Source organism: Weizmannia sp. FSL W8-0401 (genome assembly GCF_038009125.1).
In the GTDB taxonomy this organism is placed as follows: domain Bacteria; phylum Bacillota; class Bacilli; order Bacillales; family Bacillaceae_C; genus Weizmannia; species Weizmannia coagulans.
The window spans coordinates 2,659,850-2,682,120 of sequence record NZ_JBBPAG010000001.1 but is presented as its reverse complement, the minus strand read 5'-3'; the positions used below and the strand labels follow the sequence as shown (position 1 = coordinate 2,682,120).

The 22,271-nt window shown below is 45.4% G+C and carries 19 protein-coding genes; 12 read left to right on the top strand and 7 right to left on the bottom strand.

Features of this window, described 5'->3' with window-relative positions; genetic code table 11:
* Positions 1-162: 162 nt before the first annotated feature.
* A complete protein-coding gene (locus NSU00_RS13150; RefSeq protein WP_013858128.1) occupies positions 163-1,473 on the bottom strand; it encodes a transposase family protein in 1,311 nt (436 codons plus the stop codon).
* A 658-nt stretch (positions 1,474-2,131) separates the two neighbouring features.
* Here NSU00_RS13150 and NSU00_RS13145 point away from each other — a divergent pair.
* Complete coding sequence (locus NSU00_RS13145; protein WP_019720136.1) at positions 2,132-2,521, top strand: hypothetical protein; 390 nt, start codon at positions 2,132-2,134, stop codon at positions 2,519-2,521.
* On the opposite strand, the gene NSU00_RS13140 is transcribed toward NSU00_RS13145, so the two are convergent.
* From NSU00_RS13140 to NSU00_RS13125, 4 genes are all read right to left on the bottom strand, one after another.
* The gene (locus tag NSU00_RS13140) at positions 2,516-2,650 is read right to left on the bottom strand and encodes a hypothetical protein (protein WP_017554043.1); all 135 of its coding nucleotides are present in this window, start codon (positions 2,648-2,650) and stop codon (positions 2,516-2,518) included. The genes NSU00_RS13145 and NSU00_RS13140 overlap by 6 nt on opposite strands.
* A complete protein-coding gene (locus NSU00_RS13135) occupies positions 2,650-3,249 on the bottom strand; it encodes a DUF6609 family protein (RefSeq protein WP_340702966.1) in 600 nt (199 codons plus the stop codon). Before NSU00_RS13135 ends, NSU00_RS13140 begins: the two co-directional genes overlap by 1 nt.
* A gap of 373 nt (positions 3,250-3,622) precedes the next feature.
* Complete coding sequence (locus NSU00_RS13130; protein ID WP_340702965.1) at positions 3,623-3,937, bottom strand: hypothetical protein; 315 nt, start codon at positions 3,935-3,937, stop codon at positions 3,623-3,625.
* 169 nt (positions 3,938-4,106) lie between these two features.
* Positions 4,107-5,000, bottom strand: a complete 894-nt coding sequence (locus NSU00_RS13125) for a fructose bisphosphate aldolase (protein ID WP_340702964.1) — start codon at positions 4,998-5,000, stop codon at positions 4,107-4,109.
* A gap of 323 nt (positions 5,001-5,323) precedes the next feature.
* Between NSU00_RS13125 and NSU00_RS13120 the strand changes: the two genes are divergently transcribed.
* From NSU00_RS13120 to NSU00_RS13105, 4 genes are read left to right on the top strand one after another with little or no spacing between them, the layout of a single operon-like run.
* Positions 5,324-6,049: an ABC transporter ATP-binding protein gene (locus tag NSU00_RS13120; protein ID WP_340702963.1), complete on the top strand. Its 726-nt coding sequence runs from the start codon at positions 5,324-5,326 to the stop codon at positions 6,047-6,049.
* A complete protein-coding gene (locus tag NSU00_RS13115) occupies positions 6,046-6,150 on the top strand; it encodes a hypothetical protein (protein ID WP_014097127.1) in 105 nt (34 codons plus the stop codon). Before NSU00_RS13120 ends, NSU00_RS13115 begins: the two co-directional genes overlap by 4 nt.
* Complete coding sequence (locus NSU00_RS13110; protein ID WP_340702962.1) at positions 6,147-7,370, top strand: ABC transporter permease; 1,224 nt, start codon at positions 6,147-6,149, stop codon at positions 7,368-7,370. Before NSU00_RS13115 ends, NSU00_RS13110 begins: the two co-directional genes overlap by 4 nt.
* A 13-nt stretch (positions 7,371-7,383) precedes the next feature.
* Positions 7,384-8,037, top strand: a complete 654-nt coding sequence (locus NSU00_RS13105; RefSeq protein WP_340702961.1) for a TetR/AcrR family transcriptional regulator — start codon at positions 7,384-7,386, stop codon at positions 8,035-8,037.
* A gap of 181 nt (positions 8,038-8,218) precedes the next feature.
* Here the strand turns inward: NSU00_RS13105 and NSU00_RS13100 are convergent, their stop codons facing one another.
* Positions 8,219-9,700 (bottom strand): amino acid permease, encoded by a 1,482-nt coding sequence (locus NSU00_RS13100; RefSeq protein WP_340703785.1) that lies wholly within the window; start codon positions 9,698-9,700, stop codon positions 8,219-8,221.
* Positions 9,701-10,236: 536 nt separating this feature from the next.
* Here NSU00_RS13100 and hsdR point away from each other — a divergent pair.
* The 3 genes from hsdR to NSU00_RS13085 all read left to right on the top strand — a co-directional run bounded on the left by hsdR (position 10,237) and on the right by NSU00_RS13085 (position 16,844).
* On the top strand, positions 10,237-13,449 hold the full coding sequence (gene hsdR / locus NSU00_RS13095; protein ID WP_340703784.1) for a type I restriction-modification system endonuclease: 3,213 nt from the start codon (positions 10,237-10,239) through the stop codon (positions 13,447-13,449).
* A 516-nt stretch (positions 13,450-13,965) separates the two neighbouring features.
* Positions 13,966-15,396 (top strand): class I SAM-dependent DNA methyltransferase, encoded by a 1,431-nt coding sequence (locus tag NSU00_RS13090; RefSeq protein ID WP_340703783.1) that lies wholly within the window; start codon positions 13,966-13,968, stop codon positions 15,394-15,396.
* The gene (locus NSU00_RS13085; protein WP_340703782.1) at positions 15,393-16,844 is read left to right on the top strand and encodes a restriction endonuclease subunit S; all 1,452 of its coding nucleotides are present in this window, start codon (positions 15,393-15,395) and stop codon (positions 16,842-16,844) included. Before NSU00_RS13090 ends, NSU00_RS13085 begins: the two co-directional genes overlap by 4 nt.
* Positions 16,845-16,939: 95 nt before the next feature.
* On the opposite strand, the gene NSU00_RS13080 is transcribed toward NSU00_RS13085, so the two are convergent.
* Positions 16,940-18,286, bottom strand: coding sequence for a sigma-54 interaction domain-containing protein (locus tag NSU00_RS13080; protein WP_340703781.1), 1,347 nt, complete (start codon positions 18,284-18,286; stop codon positions 16,940-16,942).
* A 165-nt stretch (positions 18,287-18,451) separates the two neighbouring features.
* On the opposite strand from NSU00_RS13080, the gene NSU00_RS13075 reads away from it, so the two are divergent.
* The 4 genes from NSU00_RS13075 (at position 18,452) to NSU00_RS13060 (ending at position 22,060) form a co-directional block, all read left to right on the top strand.
* The gene (locus tag NSU00_RS13075) at positions 18,452-19,663 is read left to right on the top strand and encodes an ornithine--oxo-acid transaminase (RefSeq protein WP_340702955.1); all 1,212 of its coding nucleotides are present in this window, start codon (positions 18,452-18,454) and stop codon (positions 19,661-19,663) included.
* A gap of 277 nt (positions 19,664-19,940) precedes the next feature.
* Positions 19,941-20,387 carry a GNAT family N-acetyltransferase gene (locus NSU00_RS13070; protein WP_340703780.1) on the top strand — a complete coding sequence of 149 codons (447 nt, stop codon included), beginning with the start codon at positions 19,941-19,943 and terminating at the stop codon, positions 20,385-20,387.
* Positions 20,388-20,490: 103 nt separating this feature from the next.
* Positions 20,491-21,054, top strand: a complete 564-nt coding sequence (locus NSU00_RS13065; RefSeq protein ID WP_019721639.1) for an FAD-dependent oxidoreductase — start codon at positions 20,491-20,493, stop codon at positions 21,052-21,054.
* Between the two features lie 820 nt (positions 21,055-21,874).
* Positions 21,875-22,060, top strand: a complete 186-nt coding sequence (locus tag NSU00_RS13060) for a type Z 30S ribosomal protein S14 (RefSeq protein ID WP_013860453.1) — start codon at positions 21,875-21,877, stop codon at positions 22,058-22,060.
* Positions 22,061-22,271 lie beyond the last annotated feature (211 nt).

Genomic DNA, 22,271 nt, shown 5'->3' with positions numbered 1-22,271 from the left:
GTTTTATGATAAAATGACTTATCCACATTTAGAAAATTTTTCCATCTATTTTTTCTGCTTTCAAAGTCAAAAAGAGCCGAATTTGCAAATTTCTTTTTTAAAATTGTGGATAACTTCAAAAAAACCTTTTTTTACATCACATCCTTTGCTATAATATAACCATTAAGTAAACCTTACTTGTATTGGCTTACTTAAATGGGTGAAATCCTCGTCTGTTAAAATACGTGTCCGAAACGATTCCAACAGATTTGAGGATTTTTCTTTTGCCGTTTTTTTGAGTGCTTTTAAGATTGACGAACCTTTTTCAAACAGCTGTCTAATAATATCTGTTATTTGAACTAATAAATAATGATTTTTCATGGCTGTGTAGTTTTGGCTATTGGCATGTTCTATATTGTAACGATTATTTTTTTGTTCGTTAAATCCTTGATTTTCAATCTTCCAGCGGCTTCTTCCTGCAGCGATGAGTCGTTCCACGTTCTTTTTCGTGATTTTAATATCCGTTATAAATACATACTCTTTCGATTTCCCATCCTCTGTTTTCATTGTGGCCTCCATCAGATTGACCGTTCTGTCTTTGTAGGCAATATCATTCACCCAAACTAATGAATTCTGATCCTTACTTTGTTCCAGCTCTTTTATTGCCTTAAACTCCGTCGAGATACTTTTAATTCTCCCTTCCTTAAATCTGCATATATATTTCCATTTGTGCGCCCTGCACAGATTAAATACCGTTTCACATGCATAGAGACTATCTCCCAAGATACAAATCGGTAGTCTTTTAAATATTTTTTTTATTTTCTTTGCCAGCCTGTCGAAGGCTTTTAATTCACAATCTTGCTTAGAAACATTTTCTGATTCATTTTCGATAAATTCGGAGGCAATACTGAAGACCATATCCCCCACGACAAGCTTGGCTTCAAGTACATGGTGCATATAAAGTACGTTCGTTTCTCCTGTTTCTTTATTTGTATATGCCCGTCTCAGGCAGTGTTTACAATGTTTCTCATGAAAGGTGTGTAATCCAGTTCCATCAATGATGACACCCCAGTACTTTCCTTCAATTCGATAAGACTCGAGAGACCTTTTTTTCAATAATTCTTTAATCATATACGTTCTAATTTTTTCTAATTCATTTACATCTAAGCCAGATAAAAAGTCGTTAATTGTATCATAATGTGGAAGTTCTTCAAGAGAATCTAAGCCTAACACCTTCCCTACATTTTTAATACATTCTTCTTTATTAAAACTCTCACTCATGTTTCTCATGGATTTTAGGCCGGTCATATTTTTCAACATCATCGTAAATAAAAGGACCTCTGGACCATAAGTGATATAGCTTTGATGTCGGTGGTCTGCTACCTTTTTTAGGTTATTCATCAGGTCTTTGAAAAAATGCTTCTGAATTTTAAGGAACTCGAAAAAATAATTTGCTTCTTTTTCACGATTTCTTTTTTCTTTTCTAGTAACCAAAATAAAAACCCCCTCAAAACAGCCAAGTTTAATTAGGGCTTGCTGAACGAATCAAATTTTAGCTTGTATTCGACTTGTCACTAAGCCATGCCAAAATATTCGTCCAGCAAGCTCTAATTATTTAAATTATTACATATTTAGCCGCATTTTTGGGGGGAATAGTTAAATTATCACGAAAAATTTTTACTCCTCAGAGCTGATTAAAACCGAATCCAGGTCTTCCCAATGAAACTGCAAATGACAGCAAAAGTATGTTGTACATCAATTCATTGTTGTTACTGTAAGCAGCTGATTTGATCCGGACTTCGGGATCCCGAATGCATTTGCCTCATACCAAGTTACTACGCTTCTAAGCAAATGTTGATCTTTCACGCCGATTTGTTCCCCTGTGTTTTTTGCAAGAAAAAAGTGCAGAGTATTGCAGTATATAAATTCGTTTATACCGCATAAAAATTCAATCTGAATTCTCGCTATTAAGGGCTTGACATGGAGCCTCTGCAGCCATGATTCTTTTGCCAAGCGGCCAGCTGTAACAGATTTGGCAAACCCAAACAGGTTATCATGGCTACCCCTCCATGTAAAGCCCCTCTGCATAACCATTTGCATAGAAATTTTGCACATCTCTGCACTTTAATTTTGCAATAAACAAACAGGCCCGATGCCGATTTGCCCGGGATTCCATCCATACTTTGCCATCCGGGATAAAGCGCTGGAACTGGAGACCGCTGCAACAACTTATTTCGATTACAATGGCCACAAAGAAAAGCCACTTACTGGGAAACTGGAGATGGCGGGATTAAAAGAATCCGTGATATTTGAAGGTGGTTCAGTAAAGGCAGCTTTCCATGCCACAAAGGATCTCGCCATTGAAGCAGACGAACATTTCCGTTACACTGTCGTTTGGGTGGAAGGGGATGCGCCTTTCGTCTGCATCGAACCATGGGTCGCGAAAAACGAAGCGCTGAACACGAAAGAAGGGCTGATCCTTGTAAAACCGGACAAACCCATTGTACTGGAAGTGAACTTTTACCTGGAAAACAAATCATAAATCATTCAGCTGTTGCTGATGACCCGGAATTTTTCCGCCATTCCTATGAGCAAAAATTTCAGCTTTCATGAGAAAAAGCGGCGATTCCCGGACAATAGAAGGTATCGCTGCTTTATTTGCCATTTTCATTACGGTTTATCTGCTTTTAAAGTTTCTGATACCGTTTTTTCCAGGGTTAGCGGGTTTTTAGAACGCAATAAAATGATCCCAAAAATGCCCATGACCGCTACATCCGCATAAGCGAAAGTAGTGAAAGGGACGTTTGAAAGCAGCATGCCGGCAATGGCGTTTGCCGAACAAAGGGCACCAAGCGGCAGCATGATTTTTCCGTGCACGGCGGCAAACGGGAAAAAGTGGATGCCGAATGCCAAAAAGGCCGCAAGCCAGATCATCCGGTATTGATGCGAGGCAAAAAAAGGCCCGCCCATTCCAATGAGTAAAAGTACAGCCAGGAAAATTGAAATCACGGTCATTCGATTTTGAAAGCGGCTTGGACGGCCGAATGCCAGCTTTTTGTAAACCCACTTGTTTGCCAGGATCAAGGCAAATCCGAGAAAATAACCGGTAGCAAAAATCGGGATGCTGATCATTTGTGCTCCTCCGAAAAGGGTGCCCACGAGAATGACCGCTGCAATCCAGACCAGCCACAGCCCGCAAATCCTTTTGGACAAGAAAGTGAGCGGTTCGCCTTTTACGTAACCTAACGATTTAAGTAATGTAGAAATCATCTCAATCCCCTTTTGAATGTTTTCTTCTGCCTTTTTACCTGCTTTTAACAGCGGGAGCCGCAAGCCATGGGTAATAGAGAGCCGTTACATATAAGTATAATCGAAAAGCAGAATAAAAAATAGAAAATTTTGTGTAATTTTGCTGTTTTTCACGAAAGTATGCCTAAGAACCACCGCCGGAAAAGCCTAAAAAACTGGCAGGACTCCACCATTAATAAGTGCCTCACCGTTTTCTTGCATTCTAACTTTTTCAGTGCCTTCCAGAAAATACAGCGTTTTTTTCATCTAAATTGGACATGTTAATGAACAAAACCAATTTGGAGTGAACCAGTTATGATTACAAAACGGCACCCATGCTTCACGCGTTCGTGTGTCACCCGCCGCTTCCCGGATGAGCGCCCGCAAAGCTGCAGGCGTAATATGCTTCAACTGTCGCAGAAAGATTGCCGCCGTTTTCTTCATCGGCGAAAAGCTTCCATGCCCCGTTATCGGACTGTTTGCTTAAAATTCTTTGCGCGAGCCCCCGGATCAATTGGTCTTCCTGAACCGCCAGCGTCCTTAACAGAATGATCATGTAGGCATCGGTTGTGATGCCGGTGTCGAACGGATAGGCCCATGAACCATCAGAAGACTGGTCCTGTTTGAGCCTATTGATAAGCCAATCCATTTTTTGATCCCATTTTGTCATGGCGCCATTCCTTTCTTTTTTACGATACATATGCACAAAGCGGGGAAACATGATGGTTTTTTTGCGCGGTCTCTCCCGCAAAATGCATCTTTTCAGTTTGAAAAAATCTTCCCGCCGCCATCATCCAAATAAAAAACCAGCAGGACTGCGGTCGCCCTGCTGGTTTCTGTTAGTTTTTATTGACAGAAGCATCATAGATCGATTTTACTGCTTTTTCCAAAGCGGCATTAAATTCTTCATCTGTCTGGCTGGCGTTGAGTTCCCCGGTTAAAGCACGCGAAAAGCTTGCGATGATGCCATCGTTTTCTTTCAGTTTTTGATTGGCTTCTTCGCGGGAATAGCCGCCGGAAAGGGCAACAACGCGGATAACGCGCGGGTGCTCAACCAATGCTTTGTAGACATTTGGCACGGTCGGAATGGTGAGCTTCAGCATCACATGATCCTTTTCCGGCAATTCGTTCAGATGATTGAGTAGTTCTGCCTTTAACAATTCCTCGCATTTTTCTTTGTCTGCACTATGGATGTCTACTTCCGGTTCAATAATCGGAACGAGGCCTGCCGCGAGGATTTGTTTTGCCACTTCAAACTGCTGGTCAACCACGGCTTTAATGCCTTTCGGGTTGGCTTCCTTAATGACGGAGCGCATTTTGGTCCCGAAAATATGGTGTTCATTTGCACGCCGGAGTGTCGCATCCAGATCCGGGATCGGCTTCATCAGCTGAACGCCGTTTTCAAGATTCGCAAGCCCTTTGTCCACTTTTAAAAACGGGACAATGCCTTTTTTCTCGGCCAGGTATTCCGCAGTGTACAAGCCTTCAATCTGGCGGTCCATCGTTTGTTCGAATAAAATAGCGCCGAGGATGTATTTGCCATCAAAAGCCGGAGAAGTGATGATTCTTGTCCGCATTTGGTGGATAAGATCAAACATTTCGTCTTCGTTTGAATAGGCATCTTCCGGCACGCCGTAGTTTGCCAACGCTTTCGGTGTGCTGCCGCCGCTTTGGTCGAGCGCCGCAATAAAACCTTTTCCGTTCTTGACTTTGTCGAACTGCGTTTGGTTCATCATGATCTCTCCTTATAAGGTTTGTTGAAGGGCCTCTTTTTCTTCATATCCCGATGAATGAAAAAGAAACCTCTATGCATAAGCATACCACTACTGATTGGGAGAAAAAAATAATATATTCCGTTAGCGCATCGTTTCCGCTGTTTCCCATATTCTAATGTTAAGATTGTCCCAATGGCTCCGATAATAAGCAAAAAATGGAGAATGGGGCAGATTTTTGCCGGATTTAAAGTGACCACTCACTTTTTATTGACAGCCAGCTTTCTTCATGGCAATATAGTAAGTGAGTCATTACTCACTTATCTAAAAGAGGAGGGCCGGGGATGGAAGCTGCGGTTGTGATGGAACATATAAGCAAGCAGTTCGGGAAAAAGCCTCTGTTAAACGATATCCGTTTGAAAATCGGGAAGGGCCGGATTTACGGCTTGATCGGGCCGTCGGGAGCAGGGAAAACCACTTTGGTCAAAATGATTGTCGGGATGGAAAAAACGGATGCTGGCACGGTCCATGTGCTGGGAGAAAAGATGCCGAATCTTGAAGTTTTGCAGCATATCGGCTATATGGCGCAGTCAGACGCATTGTATATGCAGCTGACCGGGAAGGAAAACCTGAAATTTTTCGCATCGCTCTATAAAATGGGGAAAGCGGAACGGCATGAGCGGATTGCCTACGCGGCGGGCCTTGTCCATTTACAGGATGACCTCAATAAAAAAGTGTCTGCCTATTCCGGCGGGATGAAACGGCGGCTGTCGCTTGCGATTGCGCTGATCCAGGATCCGGAATTGCTCATTCTGGACGAACCGACTGTCGGCATTGACCCGGAACTAAGGGCAAATATCTGGGATGAACTGCTCCGCCTCAAAAATGAAGAAGGCAAAACGATGATCGTCACGACGCATGTGATGGATGAAGCGGAAAAATGCGATACGGTCGCCATGATCCGGGAAGGAAAAATTTTGGCGCACGGCTCACCGGGCGAGTTGAAAGCAATGTATGAAGCAGCCGGCTTAAATGAAGTGTTTTTGAAAGCGGGGAGGACCGGAAAATGAAGAGAACCAGCTTTTTGCTCGATACGGCCGGATTAAAAGAACTGCTTCAAACAGATGATGCAAACCGGATATTCCTGAAAGCAGGGAGGGACGGGCAATGAGGACAGCCGCACTCATCAAAAGAATTTTGTTGGAAATGCTGAGGGACAAACGCACATTGGCGCTGTTGTTTCTCGCGCCGCTGTTGATTTTGACGCTTATGTACTTTTTCTTTAACGGCAGCTCAACCAGCCCGAGACTCGGGATCAGCCACGTGGACGCAAGCCTTGTAAAAGTGTTGGATAAAGCGGATATGAAAATCAAACACTATGAAACAGTAAAAGATCCGGAGCAAACCGTGCTGAATGGAAATCTTGACGGGCTGCTTGTAAAAAAAGGCGGCGCGTATGTCCTCACTTTGCAAAACAATGATCCGTCTACTGCCAAATCGCTGCAGATGAAAGTGAAGCAGGCGATTGCGGCGGAATCCACGCAGCAGCTGGCCGAACAAATCAAAGCACAGGCAAAGACGCTCCAAGGTGTGCAGAAAATCATTGCCTTGCAAAATGAGGCACAGCATATATTGATGAAACAGGTTCCCGCGCAGTCACCGGCCTTTGGGAAAGTGCAGCAGCTGGAAGAACAGGCGGAAAAAACGAAACAACAGTTGCAGGCGCCGGTCAAAGTGGCCTTTTCTAAACCGGATGTATCGGCAAAATATGTATACGGCAGCAGCCATACGGTATTTTTTGATGTGCTGAGCCCAATTTTGGTTGGTTTCTTCGTTTTCTTTTTCGTATTTTTAATCTCCGGCATCGGACTTCTAAAAGAACGGACATCTGGCACGCTCGACCGCCTAATGGCAACGCCGGTCAAGCGGGGCGAAATTGTGGCTGCTTATTTGGTGGGTTTCGGCATTTTTGCTGTCATCCAGACCGTGATTGTCGTGTTTTACGCGGTGAACGTGCTGGATATGGTGCTTGCCGGTTCACTCTGGAATGTCTTGCTCGTTAATTTGATGCTCGCGCTTGTGGCGCTGTCTCTCGGGATTTTATTATCGTCTTTTGCGTCTTCAGAGTTTCAAATGGTACAGTTTATTCCGCTTGTCGTGGTGCCGCAGATCTTTTTCTCCGGCATTATTCCGTTAAAAGGGATGGCCGTCTGGCTGCAGGCGCTTGCAAAAGTGATGCCGATTTATTACGGTGCCGATGCCTTAAAGCGGGTCATGTATGAAGGCATGGGCCTTGGGGATGTATGGAAAGACTTGACGGCGCTTGTTGTTTTTGCAGTGATTTTTATTCTGCTCAATATTGTCGCGTTGCGGCGTTACCGTGCGCTGTAAAGGGGGAGAAAATTTGCCAAAATATAATCTTCTGGAAGCAATGAAGGAACAAACGAAGACGGACGCAAAGCTGACGGATAAAAAACAAAAAATCATGGAGGCAGCAATTTCTCTGTTTGCAGAGAAAGGATATGGCAATACGCCGACAAGCGAAATCGCAAAAGCGGCCGGCGTTGCAGAAGGGACGATTTTCCGGCACTTCGGCACGAAAGACCATTTGCTTGTTTCGCTGATCGTTCCGTTTTTAAAAGATTCGATTCCTTTGATGGCGGAAGAGCTTTTTGAAAAACTGCTGTCAAACCATGGCCTCGGTTTTGAGGACTTTTTGCGGAACCTGCTCCGGGACCGGCTTCTCTTTTTAAAACAGAACAGGGAGATTTTCCAAATCATCGTAAAAGAGTTTTTTTATAATGAAGAAATCCGCCATGAACTGATGCCGTATTTTGCGGAAAATATCGGTTCCCGGCTGGTGCAGGTGATCCGCACGTTCCAGGAACGCGGGGAGCTTTCAGACCGGCCCGCGGAAACCATGGCAAGGCATATCTTTTTTTCAATCGGCGGCACATTTATTTTTAAGTTTGTCTTCGGGCTGAACGTATCCCAGGATGAAGAGGCTGAGATTGAATCCGCCGTCCGGTTTATCATGGACGGGGTGCGGAACAGATAGGCGCATCTGCGGCAAAATAAAAGAACCCGAAATTCCGGGTTCTTTTCTGCTATTCGGGGCTTGTCAAACGAATCCGGCTTTGCGTTGCTTCATGACGATTTCAAGGGCAAAGTTTTTCCGGCATTTTTTATAAAAACATGTCCAGGCCGGAGCTCCCAAGCCTAGGACTTTAGAGCCCGGTTTATTTATTGGGTTCTGCGATTGCATGGAAATCGTGTGCATCAAGCGGCACGATTTTTGTTTTTCTTGCGATTTTGTATCCGAACCACAATACAAGAAAGAACGGGATGCCAAGATAGGCCGCAATGACATTTCCCCAGTTAATATGCGGGGCGAGGAATGCCTGGTAGTCCTGGGCGAGTGTCACAATCAGGCAAACGGCAATGGCAAAAATCGGCCCGAATGGATACCATTTCGCTCTGTAAGGCAGTTCACTGAGCGCGTGCCCTTGCGCGAGAAAAGCTTTGCGGAACCGGTAATGGCTAACGCAGATGCCGAGCCAGAAAATAAAGCCGGTGATGCCGATCGAATTCATCAGCCAGATATATACAACACCGTCCCCGAAAATGGAAGTGAAAAACGCAAGCATACCGACAACTGCGGTTAAAATCATGGCCGGCACCGGGACGCCGCGCCTGTCAAGCTTTGAAAAAATACGCGGGGCCTGTCCTTCCTTTGCCATCGCGTAAAGCATGCACGTGGATGCGTACAGGCTGGAATTGCCGGCTGACAGAACAGCGGCCAGGATCACGGCATTCATCATCGAAGCTGCAAATGAAAGGCCGGCTTTTTTAAAGACAAGCGTGAACGGGCTGACGAGAACATTTTCGCTTTCCAGGCTGCTGTTTGTATACGGGACAAGGAGCCCGATGACAAGGATGGCAAGCACATAGAATAATAGAATTCTCCAGAAAACATTTTTAATCGCTTTCGGCACATTTTTCGCCGGATTTTCGCTTTCCCCGGCGGCAACCCCGACAATTTCCGTCCCCTGAAACGAAAAACCGGCCGCAATAAAGACGAGAAAAGTGCCGAGAAACCCGCCCGGAAACGGCGCCTTCCCTGTAGTGAAATTTTTTACGCCGGCTGCTTCCCCGCCAAGAAGGCCAAAAACCATCAATAAGCCGACCACAATAAATAGAATAATCGCCGCCACTTTGATGAAAGAAAACCAGTATTCCCCTTCGCCATAACCTCTGACGGTCAAATAATTGAGCAGGAAAATGAGCACAAAAAAGGACATGCTCCATAATAACGACGGGCTGTGCGGAAACCAGAACTTCATGATCATAATCGAAGCGGTCAGTTCGGCAGCAATCGTCATCGCCCAGTTGAACCAGTAAGTCCAGCCAATTGCAAATCCGAAAGCGGGATCGACGAATTTTGTCCCGTATGTGCTGAACGCGCCGCTTGTCGGCATGTAGGCGGACATTTCCCCAAGGCTTGTCATGACAAAATACACCATTGCCCCGACCAGTGCGTATGCGACAAGTGCCCCGCCCGGCCCCGCCGAATGGATCGCCGCGCCGCTCCCGAGAAACAGGCCGGTTCCGATGGAGCCCCCGATCGAAATCATCGTTAAATGGCGTGCTTTCAGTTCTTTTCGGAGTGTCCTGCCCTGCTGCTTTGGAAGATGGATGTCCTGCTGCTTTTCCAATTCCATTTTTCTTTTCCCCCTTCATTCGTTTCATGAGAACGATTGCAAAAATGTATATATTCTCATATCAGGACTTTTTGCAATTTTCATGCCAAAGGCGGAGGAGCTGTTTTTCGTGAAGCAAACGCGATGCATGCAAAATTTTTTTGCACATGCGCGAACCATGATTTGGCGCCGGCATGATTATGTTGCGGGCCGCGAGTGCATTTCCCTTCAGGATGCAAAATCCATTTGCATGCGGCTAAAATAATGTCAAAAAGAGGGTCACACACAGACATGGCGAACATGAGACCCCGGCGGCCCGATTTCTGCCGGGATGCTAATAAAAATGCCATTGTGTTTGTAAATCAGGGGGTATTTTGTACACCTTAAAGTTGAGCACAGTTGAAGACGCCATCACAGACTCTCTTTTACGCAAAAATAAAGGGGATATATGTTCAGCCACCCAGTATTTTGATTCAACCCAATGACAACGTTTCCCTGTGCGCCCAAAGTATAAATAGTTTGTTGTATAATAAAAGCAAAGTAAAAAGAAAACGGTGATGAAAGTGAAAAGCAACTTTTCATTTTTTAAAGGGAAATGGGATGTGCTTGCAAATTTGGGCGAGACGGCTGAGAGAAATATTTATCAGGATCCCCATACAACGATTATGAAGCTTAGGTTGTTTGCCGAGACGTTGACCAAGTTCGTACTGGCAGCCGAAAATATTAAGGAAGCATACGGGACATCCCAAGTGGATCGTATCCATACGCTGCGCAGGGAAGGTTTGATTGAGCCGGAGCTGCTGGATATTTTTGAGACGCTGCGCCGTAAGGGCAACCAGGCGATGCACGAAGCGTTGAAATTTACAACGGAGGAAGCAAAAGCACTGCTTAGGCTCGCTTTTCGCCTGTCCATATGGTTTATGGAAGTGTACGGAGAATGGGATTTTCAAGCGCCGGAATACATAGAGCCGAAAGAGCAGAAGAAAGTCGATACGGAACAGCTTCAACAGGAATACGAAGAGAAGCTGAAAAAGCTTGAAGACGAGTTAGAATCCATTAGAGCAAAAGCTTCTGAAGAGAATGCGGAAGAGAAAACGAAACGGAAAAAGAGAGCCGCAACTTTTATGCGCCGCCACGAACTGACGGAATCGGAAACACGTGCCATTATTGATGAGAAGTTGCGTGCGGCCGGCTGGGAAGCAGATACAACGTTGTTGAATCATTATACACATGGTACAGTGCCTGAAAAGAACCGGAATATGGCCATTGCGGAATGGAAAGTGGGCAGCGGCAGAGCGGACTATGCTTTATTTATCGGTTTGAAATTGGTCGGGCTCATTGAAGCAAAGGCGAAGAAAAGAACGATTCCAAGCGCGCTGGAAAGCCAGACAAAAGTGTATGCAAGGCAAGTGCGCCAAATTGAAAATGAAGAGATTTTGCAAACGCGAAATGAATATAAGGTGCCTTTCCTATACGCAACCAATGGCCGGCCTTTTCTCAGGCAGCTTCAAGAGGAATCGGGCATTTGGTTTTGGGATTCCCGTAAGCCGCTTGAACACGCCCGCCCGCTTGAAGGCTGGCATTCTCCCGATGATTTGCTAATGTTGCTGAGCCAGGATGATGAGGATGCCAATCAGCGGCTCGAAGAAGAAAGCATCTCGATATTCGGATTGCGCCCGTATCAGGAAAAGGCGGTGCTGGCTGCCGAAGAAGCGCTGAAAGCCGGACAAAGAAGAATGCTGATCGCCATGGCAACAGGGACCGGGAAAACCCGTACCGCGATTGCACTCATGTACCGGCTCATTAAATCGAAAAAATGCAGACGCATTCTTTTTCTTGTCGACCGCAACTCACTCGGGAAACAAACGGAAGATGCCCTGAAAGATACGAAGATTGAAGGTTATTCATTCTCTGATATTTATGATGTGAAGTCGATCGGGGACATTTCACCGGAAGTGGCAACAAAAGTGCACATCGCAACGGTGCAGGGAATGGTGCGCCGGCTTTTCTACAGCAATGAAGAAAAGATTCCGAGCGTCGGGCAGTACGATTTTATCATTGTAGATGAAGCGCACCGCGGCTATACAAGCGACAGGGAAATGTCCGAAGAAGAGCTTTTGTTCAGGGATCAAAATGATTATGTCAGCCAGTACCGTCGCGTTCTTGACTATTTTGATGCAGCCTGTTTAGGGCTGACTGCGACACCGGCGCTTCACACGACGCAAATTTTTGGCATGCCGATCTTTAAATACTCGTACAGTGAAGCGGTACTGGACGGCTATCTGGTTGACCATGAGCCGCCTTATGTATTCAAAACGGAACTTTCGCAAGCAGGCATTACTTTTGAGAAAGATGAAGAAGTCGAAGTGTATGATGCAGAAAACGGCGAAATTCAATTGGAAAAAATGGAAGACACCCTTCATTTTGAAGTGGAGCAGTTTAACAAAAAAGTGATCACCGAATCTTTTAACAGGGCGGTGCTGCATAAACTGGCGGATTATATTGACCCGTCCGGCAAAGAAAAAACATTGATATTTGCCGCTACCGACCAACATGCAGACCTGGTTGTCCGTTTATTGAAAGAGGCATATGCCGAACGCGGCGATGAGATAGAAGATGATGCCATTATGAAAATTACGGGGTATATTTATAAGCCACTGGATGCCATTAAACGTTTTAAAAACGAAAGGCTGCCGAATGTTGTGGTAACGGTTGATCTGCTCACGACTGGTGTAGATGTGCCGGCCATTACGAATCTCGTATTTCTGCGCCGCGTTCAATCTCGTATTCTGTATGATCAAATGCTTGGCCGCGCCACCCGCCTTTGCCCTGAGATCGGGAAAAGCCACTTTAATATTTATGATGCCGTCGGAATTTACGATAAATTGCAGCCTTATACAGAAATGAAGCCGGTCGTGAAACAGCAAAATGACAGCATTGGCGAGCTGTACGAGTCGCTTGTGAATGCGCAAACGGAAGAGGAAGCTGAATTTTACCGCGGTCAGTTAGGCGCAAAAATCCAGCGGCGCAAACAAAGGCTCAGTGAAGAAGCAAAACAGAAATTCGAAGAGCTGTCCAATGGCAAAAATATTGAAGACTGGGCGAAAGAAATTCAATATTACACGCCGCAGGAAGCAAAGCAGAACAGCCTCTTGTTTGAGTACATGGAAAATTACCGGACAGGCGGAGACAAACGTTATATTTCCAATCAGGCGGACCGGGTAACAGCGGTCATCCGGGGCTATGGCGAAGGGAATGAGCGCCCGGAAGATTACCTGGATGGATTTGTAAAATTTATTAAAGAAAATATCAATGAAATTCCCGCGCTCCACCTCGTTTGCACGCGCCCGAAAGATTTAACAAGACAAGACTTGCGTGAATTGATTACGATACTGGAGACGAAAGGGTTCAAGCAATCCCACTTGCAAACGGCCTGGAAACAAACGAAAAACGAAGACATTGCGGCAGATATCATCAGTTTCATCCGCCAGGCCGCATTAGGGGAGTCGCTTGTTGATCACGAAACCCGGATCAGGCGGGCGATGCAAAAGGTGTACGCCCTACATGACTGGACGCCGCGGCAGAAAAAATGGCTGGAGCGGATTGAGAAGCAGCTGCTGCAAGTGCCGGTGCTGGCGCCAAATCCGGAAGAGGCATTTCGGGAAGAACCGTTCCGCAGCCAGGGCGGGTATAAGATTTTGAAGCGGGAATTTGGTGATGAAATTGATAGGATTGTGGATACGATTAATGATAATCTGTATGTGATATAAATACACCCAGTTCATCCAGCCGGATTTTGGCGGTTGGATGAACTGGGTTTCTTTGTTTTGAAAGGCCCGATATTTAAACCTTGCCGGGAAAAACTTGATAGAAACGTGGACTTTTTTAGGATTTTGCATATATAATTGTACATGTACAATGATGTATGCTAAGGAATTGATTGTATAGTTTCCATAACCCCCCCCAATAGATATTGAATTTGAAACAAGGCAGGAAAAAGATGCTTTTATCAAATGGGTTTTGGAACCAGGTTCGCCATCAGAAGAGCGAAGATGCCTGAGGCAAATTTGGCAAAAAGCAAAAACAGTACAAATGCTGTAAAACCAATCCGTGCAAATTTTTCAAACCAAAAATGAACGAAAGTAAAGGCAGCCTATATCATATACAGGCAGAACCCAGCTCCTTTGAATGCAAGCTCCCAAAAAGTGACTGGGTTCTTTTCTTTGGAATATAGAAGGGCTTGTTTCATTGCAAGTAACATGTGCAGTAAAAACAGGAGGAGAAAAATGAACAACCAGGAAATCGTACAAAAGCTTTGGAACTTATGTAATGTTTTACGTGATGATGGAATTACATATCAGCAATATGTGACGGAATTAACGTATCTGCTGTTTTTAAAAATGATGAAAGAGCAGGAAACAGAATCTGCCATCCCGGAAGGCTACCGTTGGGATGACCTTGTGGCAAAAGAAGGGACGGAGCTGAAAACATTTTATCAGCACTTGCTGCTGTATTTGGGCACAAGCGGCAATGAAATGCTGCGTCATATTTACAGCGATGCAGCGACCAGTATTTCAGAGCCGAAGAACCTTGAAAAAATCATTAAATCGATTGATGCACTCGACTGGTACAGCGCAAAAGAAGAAGGGCTGGGCAATCTGTATGAGGGATTGCTTGAGAAAAACGCGAGCGAAAAGAAATCGGGGGCGGGGCAATATTTTACACCGCGCGTCCTGATTGATGTGATGGTGCAGCTGGTCGACCCGAAAATCGGTGAGCGCTGCGCTGACCCGGCAGCCGGCACTTTTGGCTTTATGATTGCCGCGGACCGTTATTTAAAACAACAAACGGATGACTATTTTGACCTGGATCCGCAAATGGCGGAATTCCAGAGAAAGGAAGCTTTCTCCGGGATGGAACTGGTAAAAGACACGCACCGTCTTGCATTAATGAATGCCCTGCTCCACAGCATGGAAGGGCGCATTGAGCATGGCGACTCTTTATCCAACAACGGGAAATGGATGAAAAATCTGGATGTCATTTTAACCAATCCTCCTTTTGGCACAAAAAAAGGCGGCGAACGGGTATCGCGTGATGACTTGACGTTTGACACATCGAACAAGCAATTGAATTTTCTGCAGCTGATCTACAATGCCTTAAAAGATGATGGCAAAGCGCGTGCAGCAGTCGTTTTGCCGGATAATGTGCTGTTTGAAAGTGGCGTTGGTGCGCAAATCCGCCGCGACTTAATGAACAAATGCAATCTGCACACGATTTTAAGGTTGCCGACAGGTATTTTTTACGCACAAGGGGTCAAAACAAACGTCTTGTTCTTTACAAGGGGAAAAACCGACCGGGACAACACAAAAGAAGTGTGGGTGTATGACCTCCGCACGAACATGCCGTCATTCGGGAAACGCAACCAGTTGACGATGGCGCATTTCGAAAATTTCATGAAAGCATACGAAGCCGAAGACCGTTCCAAAGTGGAAGACGAGCGCTGGAATGTGTTCACACGGGAAGAAATTGCGAAAAAAGGTGACAGCCTCGACATCGGCCTGATCGCGGATGCGTCATTGTCCTCCTACGAAAACTTGCCAGACCCGGTTGAATCGGCAGAAGAAGCGATCGCAAAACTACAGCAGGCAATGGATTTACTGGGCGAAGTGGTAGACGAACTGCGCGCCGTGGAAGTGGATGAGGTGGCTGTGAAGTGAGGAAGAAGCAAAAGACCATGGGGGAGTTATTGGAAGAAGCATTGGTGCCGGAGGAAGAGCAGCCGTATGAAGTGCCGGGGAATTGGGTGTGGGTGAAATTAAAAACAATTAATAAGGATAAAAAGCGCAACATTGATCCAAAAAGCTTTAAAGACGAAACGTTTGAATTATATAGTGTACCTAGTTTTCCTGAAGGATCTCCTGAATTTATTAAAGGCGATGAAATAGGGTCTAGTAAACAGCTGGTTAATAAAGATGAAATTTTGTTGTGTAAAATTAATCCTCGTATTAATAGGGTATGGAAAGTATTAAATAACCATGGGAAGTTTCGGCAGCTAGCTTCAACAGAATGGATTGTTATAAGCGAAAATAAAGCAATTTATTCTGAGTATTTACTATACCTGTTGAAGTCTCCTTATTTTCGAAAACTAATTACATCAAATGTATCAGGTGTAGGTGGTTCGCTTACAAGAGCAAGACCTAAAGAAGTTGAAACTTACCCTATTGCTGTACCGCCAATAAAAGAGCAAAAACGCATTGCAGACAAAGTAGAGCGTCTTTTAAGTAAAATCGACGAAGCAAAACGGTTGATTGAGGAAGCGAAGGAAACGTTTGAACTGCGTAGGGCGGCTATTTTGGATAAGGCGTTTCGGGGGGAGCTGACGAGGAAGTGGAGAGAGGAAAATAAAAACATTGAAGATGCCGAGTCATTATATGTCAAAATAAAGGAATCTCAAAGTATACGGAGAAAAGTATCAAAGGAAATTAATATTAAAGACTTAAGGTATAGCATTCCATCAACTTGGAAATGGGTAAGATTAGGAGATGTCTTTACAATTACTTCTGGAGGCACTCCAAAAAGAACTATTCCAGAATATTACGAAGGAAATATACCATGGATTAAAACCGGTGAAATAAAATGGAATGCTATTAATGAAAGTGAAGAGCAAATTACTCCTGAAGCAGTTGCAAATAGTTCTGCAAAGTTGCTTCCACCAAATACTGTTTTGGTTGCTATGTATGGCCAGGGATTGACAAGAGGTAGAGCTGCTATTTTAAGTGTGGAAGCGACTTGTAATCAAGCTGTTTGTGCGTTATTGCCTAATGATTATATAGCACCAGAATTCATATTTTATTATTTTATGGAAGGCTATCAAAGGTTTAGACAGGTGGCAAAGGGAGGTAATCAAGAAAATTTGAGTGTCTCGTTAATATCAGACTTTATTTTTCCATTGCCGCCATTAGAAGAACAGAGAGTAATAATCACCACTTTACAAAATATATTTAAAAAAGAAAGTAAAATAAAAGATGTAATCAAAATAAATACAGACGAAATAAAACAATCCATCCTCTCCAAAGCCTTCCGCGGCGAGCTTGGAACAAACGACCCGACAGAAGAAAGTGCGATCGAGTTGTTAAAAGAAGTGCTGCAGGAACAAGTGAAATAAGCGTAATCATGGCAGGGGCTGTTTGTTGAGTCCCCTGCCTTTTTCTAACTGCCTGGCTAGAGGTGATCTTTGAAGCCGGCTGTGTTTTACACACGTCAAATCCCGAGCCGTTTCATCCGGTACTGGAGGCTTTGCCGGCTTAACCCGAGCTGTTCTGCTGCTTTTGATATATTCGACCCGTTTGCCTCCAGCGCTTCTAAAATACAATGCTTCTCGTATTCAAACAGCCGGTCTTTTAAAAGCGGTGATTTTTCCGCCGGCGAATTGAAGTGGCCGGACTGCCGGTACTGCATGGGCAGATGGCGGAGTTCAATCATGTCTTCATCGAGCATGACATTCATCGCTGCCTCAATCATATGCTCCAGCTCGCGTATATTGCCAGGCCAGCGGTACGACCGGAAGAAAGTGAGCACTTCCGGTGTGATCCCCCTGACATTCATTTGAAAAAGGGGATTGTATTTTTGAATAAAATGGCCGGTGAGAAGGGGCAAATCTTCCAGCCGGTCCCGTAACGGTGGGATAAACAGCGTCACGACACCAAGCCGGTAATACAAATCTTTGCGCAGCCGGTGATTTGCAATCGCTTCGTAAGGCGTTTCGTTCATGGTGGCGATCACGCGCACATCCACTGGCTTTTCCTGCGTGCCCCCGATCCGTTTTACTTTTTTCTCTTGCAGCACGCGCAAAAGCTTTGCCTGCAAATGAATGTTCAACGCATTGATTTCGTCGAGCAGAAGCGTGCCGCCGTCCGCCTGTTCGAACAGCCCTGCGCGGTCAACAGCACCTGTAAATGCCCCTTTCTTCGTGCCAAATAAGATACTTTCAATGAGATTGTCGGGAAGCGCAGCGCAGTTTTGCGCGATGAACGGTCCCCGGCTTCTTTCACTTTCATAATGGATGCTTTGCGCGAACAACTCTTTTCCCGTCCCGGTTTCACCGATAATCAGCACATAGGAGGAAGTGCGGGCGGCGCGCCTTGAAAATTCAATGACTTCGGAAATCGCCTTGCTTTTCCCGATAATATGGTGAAATGTATATCCGGTATGGGGCTCGTGGTTTCGGCGGATGAGGCGCTCAATTTTCGTAATGTCCTCCGCAATTTCAACAGCACCCATCAATTTCCCTTTATAATAAAACGGATACGTATGGTTGACGGAGGTGATTTCGCGGCCTTTATTGTTAAAATACGTCTGCTTGACAAGATGACTTTCTTCTCCGGTTTTGAGCGCCTTTAACAGGGTGCTTTCTTCACTGCTGCGGAAGCGGAAAACATCTTCCAATTTTTTATGCAGTACTTCACGGCTGTCCATCCCCTCAATATCCCGCATTTTTTGATTGTAAATCATCGTGCGCCCTTCTTCATCCACTGCATGAATGCCGGCATCGACGAGATTCATTATTGTTTCGTACAACGCGAGGAGTACATCTTTTGTTTCTTCCATGTTGTGTCCACCCCCTTCGATGATAAAAATTTTAAAATATTTTGCGGCTTTATGCAAAAATTTTTTGCATTTTCACTGAAAAAACCGCACGAAGGCCTTTTTTTCATGATGGCATTCTTTTTGCATATGAATGGATAGGGACATTGAAAAGAAGGGGGAAACAAAATGGCACAAGTAAAAGAGCAAGCGAAACAAGTAATTGAAAAAACGGAACAGTTCGGTGCGCATAATTATGCGCCGCTTCCGGTTGTCATTTCGGAAGCGGAAGGGGTGTGGGTGAAGGATCCGGACGGCCGCCGCTATATGGATATGCTGAGTGCTTATTCGGCACTGAACCAGGGGCACCGCCACCCGAAGATCATTCAGGCATTAAAAGACCAGGCGGACCGTGTGACGCTCACATCACGCGCGTTTTATAACGACAAACTTGGCGAATGGTACGAAAAAGTGTGCCAACTGACGAAAAAGGATATGGTGCTGCCGATGAACACCGGGGCGGAAGCGGTGGAAACGGCGGTCAAAGCTGCACGGCGCTGGGCATATGATGTGAAAGGCGTGCCGGACAATAAAGCGGAAATCATTGCCTGTACCGGAAATTTCCATGGCCGTACGCTGCTTGCGGTGTCGCTCTCATCGGAAGAAGAATATAAACGCGGCTTCGGGCCGATGATTGAGGGCATCAAGCTCATTCCGTACGGGGATGCGGAAGCGCTGCGGGAAGCCATCACTCCGAATACGGCAGCGTTCCTTGTTGAGCCGATCCAGGGGGAAGCTGGCATCAACATTCCGCCGGCCGGGTTTTTAAAAGAAGCAGCGGATATTTGCCGCGCGTCCCGGGTGCTTTTCATGGCAGACGAGGTGCAAACCGGGTTAGGCCGGACCGGCAAGTTGTTTGCGGTTGACTGGGAGGGTGTTACCCCGGATGTGTTCATTCTTGGGAAAGCGCTTGGCGGCGGTGTCATGCCGATTTCCTGTGTAGCTGCAAATAAAGAAATACTGGGTGTATTCAACCCGGGGTCGCACGGCTCGACGTTCGGCGGCAACCCGCTTGCATGCGCGGTATCGATCACAAGCCTTGAGGTGATTGAAGAAGAAAAACTGGTGGAACGCTCGCTCCGGCTTGGGCAGGTGCTCCTGGAGAAACTGCGTGAAATCGAGCACCCGTCGATTAAGGAAATCCGCGGCCGCGGCCTTTTCATCGGCGTGGAGCTCACGGAACCGGCGCGCTCCTATTGCGAAGCATTGAAAGAGGAAGGGCTGCTTTGCAAAGAAACGCATGAAAATGTCATCCGCTTTGCCCCGCCGCTTGTCATAACGGAAGAAGAGCTGGAATGGGCAATTGAACGGATCCGGAAAGTTTTCGAGGAGAAAAAATGATCAGGAGTCTGCTCTGCCAAACGGCGGGGCGGCTTTTTTAATTGGGAAGTATATAAGAGGCGCCCGCACATGCGAACTGTTTTTTGGGTGGCCTGCCAAAAGTCACTATACATTGCCGGCAGGGCCACGCCATACATTCATTTGGGAAATCATATGCCGTTCGAGTGGGGTACTCGAAGGATATTTAAAGGTTTGTCTCCTGGGTAGCAAAAAGTATTTGAAAGCGGCGGTTCGCTTATGATTTGTCTTTCATAACCGTGATGAAGGAGGCGCAGCTATGGAATTCCGGAAAGCCCATCTTGATGATCTTCATCATTTAATAGAGCTTAGAAAGCAGCAGCAGGTTGCCCAGGGCATCGAACCAAAGACGGACATTGATGCCGATTTGGAAAAGTTTTTTCAAAAGAAATTAAAAGAAGGCTCCATGGTCCAATGGCTTGCGGAAGACGAAGGAGAAATCGTTGCTTGCGGGGCCGTCATTTTTTACGAATTCCCGCCCAGCTATGTGAATAAAAGCGGGAAGAAAGCCTACATTACAAATGTGTATACAAAAGAAGAATACCGCGGCCAGGGGATCGCGAAAGAATTGATGGGAAAACTGGTTGATGAGATGAAAAAGGCCGGCATCTCCAACATCTGGCTTGGCGCTTCTGAAATGGGCAAGCCGTTGTATGAAAAATTCGGTTTCCAGGAAGTGGATGAATGGATGGAACTGCATTTATGATAAAAAAGAGAATGAGAAAAACCGGTAATCCGGTTCCAAAGTGTATTTTTTGAACTTCCCCATCTGCCGGTCTATACTTAAAATGGTAAGGGAGGAATGTACGATGTATGAAATTGCCATTATTGGAGCTGGTCCGGCCGGGGCAAGTGCCGCTATTTTTACGGCCAAAGCCGGGAAAAGCACGGTGCTTTTTGATGGCGGCACGAGCGCTACTAAGCGGGCTTTGCTGAAAAATCACTACGGTGTAACAGAAATAACCGGACCAGACCTGGTCGAAACCGGTAAAAAACAGGCAGCGCAATTCGGTGCCAAACTGGTCGACAAAAAAGTTGAATCGATTGAAAAAACGGAAAATGGTTTTACCATTAAAACAGAACAAGAGTCGTATGAAAGCAAATACGTTATTCTTGCAACCGGCATGATTGCAAGCCTCGGGGAAGCCCTTGGCGTCAAAACCAAACCGGCAACAGAACCACGCGTAAAAACCGTTTTTGCAGTGGATGCGCAAGGAAAAACGAATGTCCCGAATGTATGGGCATGCGGTACGGTTGCCGGCGTTTCCATGCACACGATTATCACAGCAGGCGACGGCGCTAAAGTGGCTGTTAACCTCATCAGTGAAATCGACGGCAAACGCTGGGTCGACCACGATGTTTTAGGAAAATAAGCCGTTGCAAACGAACCGGGCAAAACTCCGCCCGGTTTTCATTTGCTTTTTTTCAATGCGGGCTGGAACTGAAAAGAATTCGTCGCAGATAAGCATTCTGACATGCTTATTGTTTTTCCAAAATCAAACCACCCACTGCAAAGCCGGGCACTGGGGATGCAGCCGGTACACGCGAGATTCAGGCAATCATCAAACCTTTTTTGCGGAAAGCCGTCTTTCCCATCCATGGGAGGATTGTTAAAAATGGAATTTATGATTACAATAGATAAAAATATCCAAAAAATAAACCGAATTTTTAAAAAACGGGGAGTTGAGGTTCATGTATCGAATTTTTCAATATGGATTTGTGATGGCGTTTACAGGACTATGTATGATGTTTTTGGTTCATCTTGTTGATGGTTATTCAACTGTAGAGCTCGGAAACTCGCTGATTAGTCAAATATTATTGATTCCAAGATTTTTTTTGATTTTTGGTATATTATTATTGATTCTCTCTTTCATTATTTGGTTTAGAAATTGGGCGAAATCTAAGGCAAAAAAAATTTCATGAGTTTTAAAGTAGAGTAGGCTTAGTTGGGCCTGCTTTTTTTGCGGCGAGCATCTGTATTCTGAATAAGTGAGGATGTTATTGCGATAAACACGGCTCCCGAAACCAGGAAAACAATCGGGTCAAATTATAATTCCAAAAAACGGTATTAGCCAACAATAGGTATGTTATTTGTAAAATGATTTAGAAAGAATCTGCCAAAATATACCACTATCTTTTCTATTGAATTTATAGTAAAATAAACTGTTAACGCATAGAAAGGAGGCAAACGTCATGGCAAAGAAATCGATGATTGTCAAACAAAAACGTGAGCCGAAATTTAAAGTTCAGGCTTACACACGCTGCGAGCGGTGCGGGCGCCCTCATTCGGTATACCGCAAATTCAAACTTTGCCGCATCTGTTTCCGGGAACTTGCGTATAAAGGCGAGATTCCGGGCGTAAAGAAATCCAGCTGGTAAGCCTTCCCCGCTCCCCTTTTTCGGGGCACGGGATACATATCCCCGTTCTTTCCGCATCTTTGTAAATTCTTTAATCCCTCTTCATCATAATTTAACAAATCGGTGGTACTCTAAAATCAGCGGGGATGGCAAGCGTGGCCATCATCGGTACACCGCGTAGGCGGAGCGGGTACCTTGATTTCCAGTACAGCCGGCATGTTTACTTGGAAAT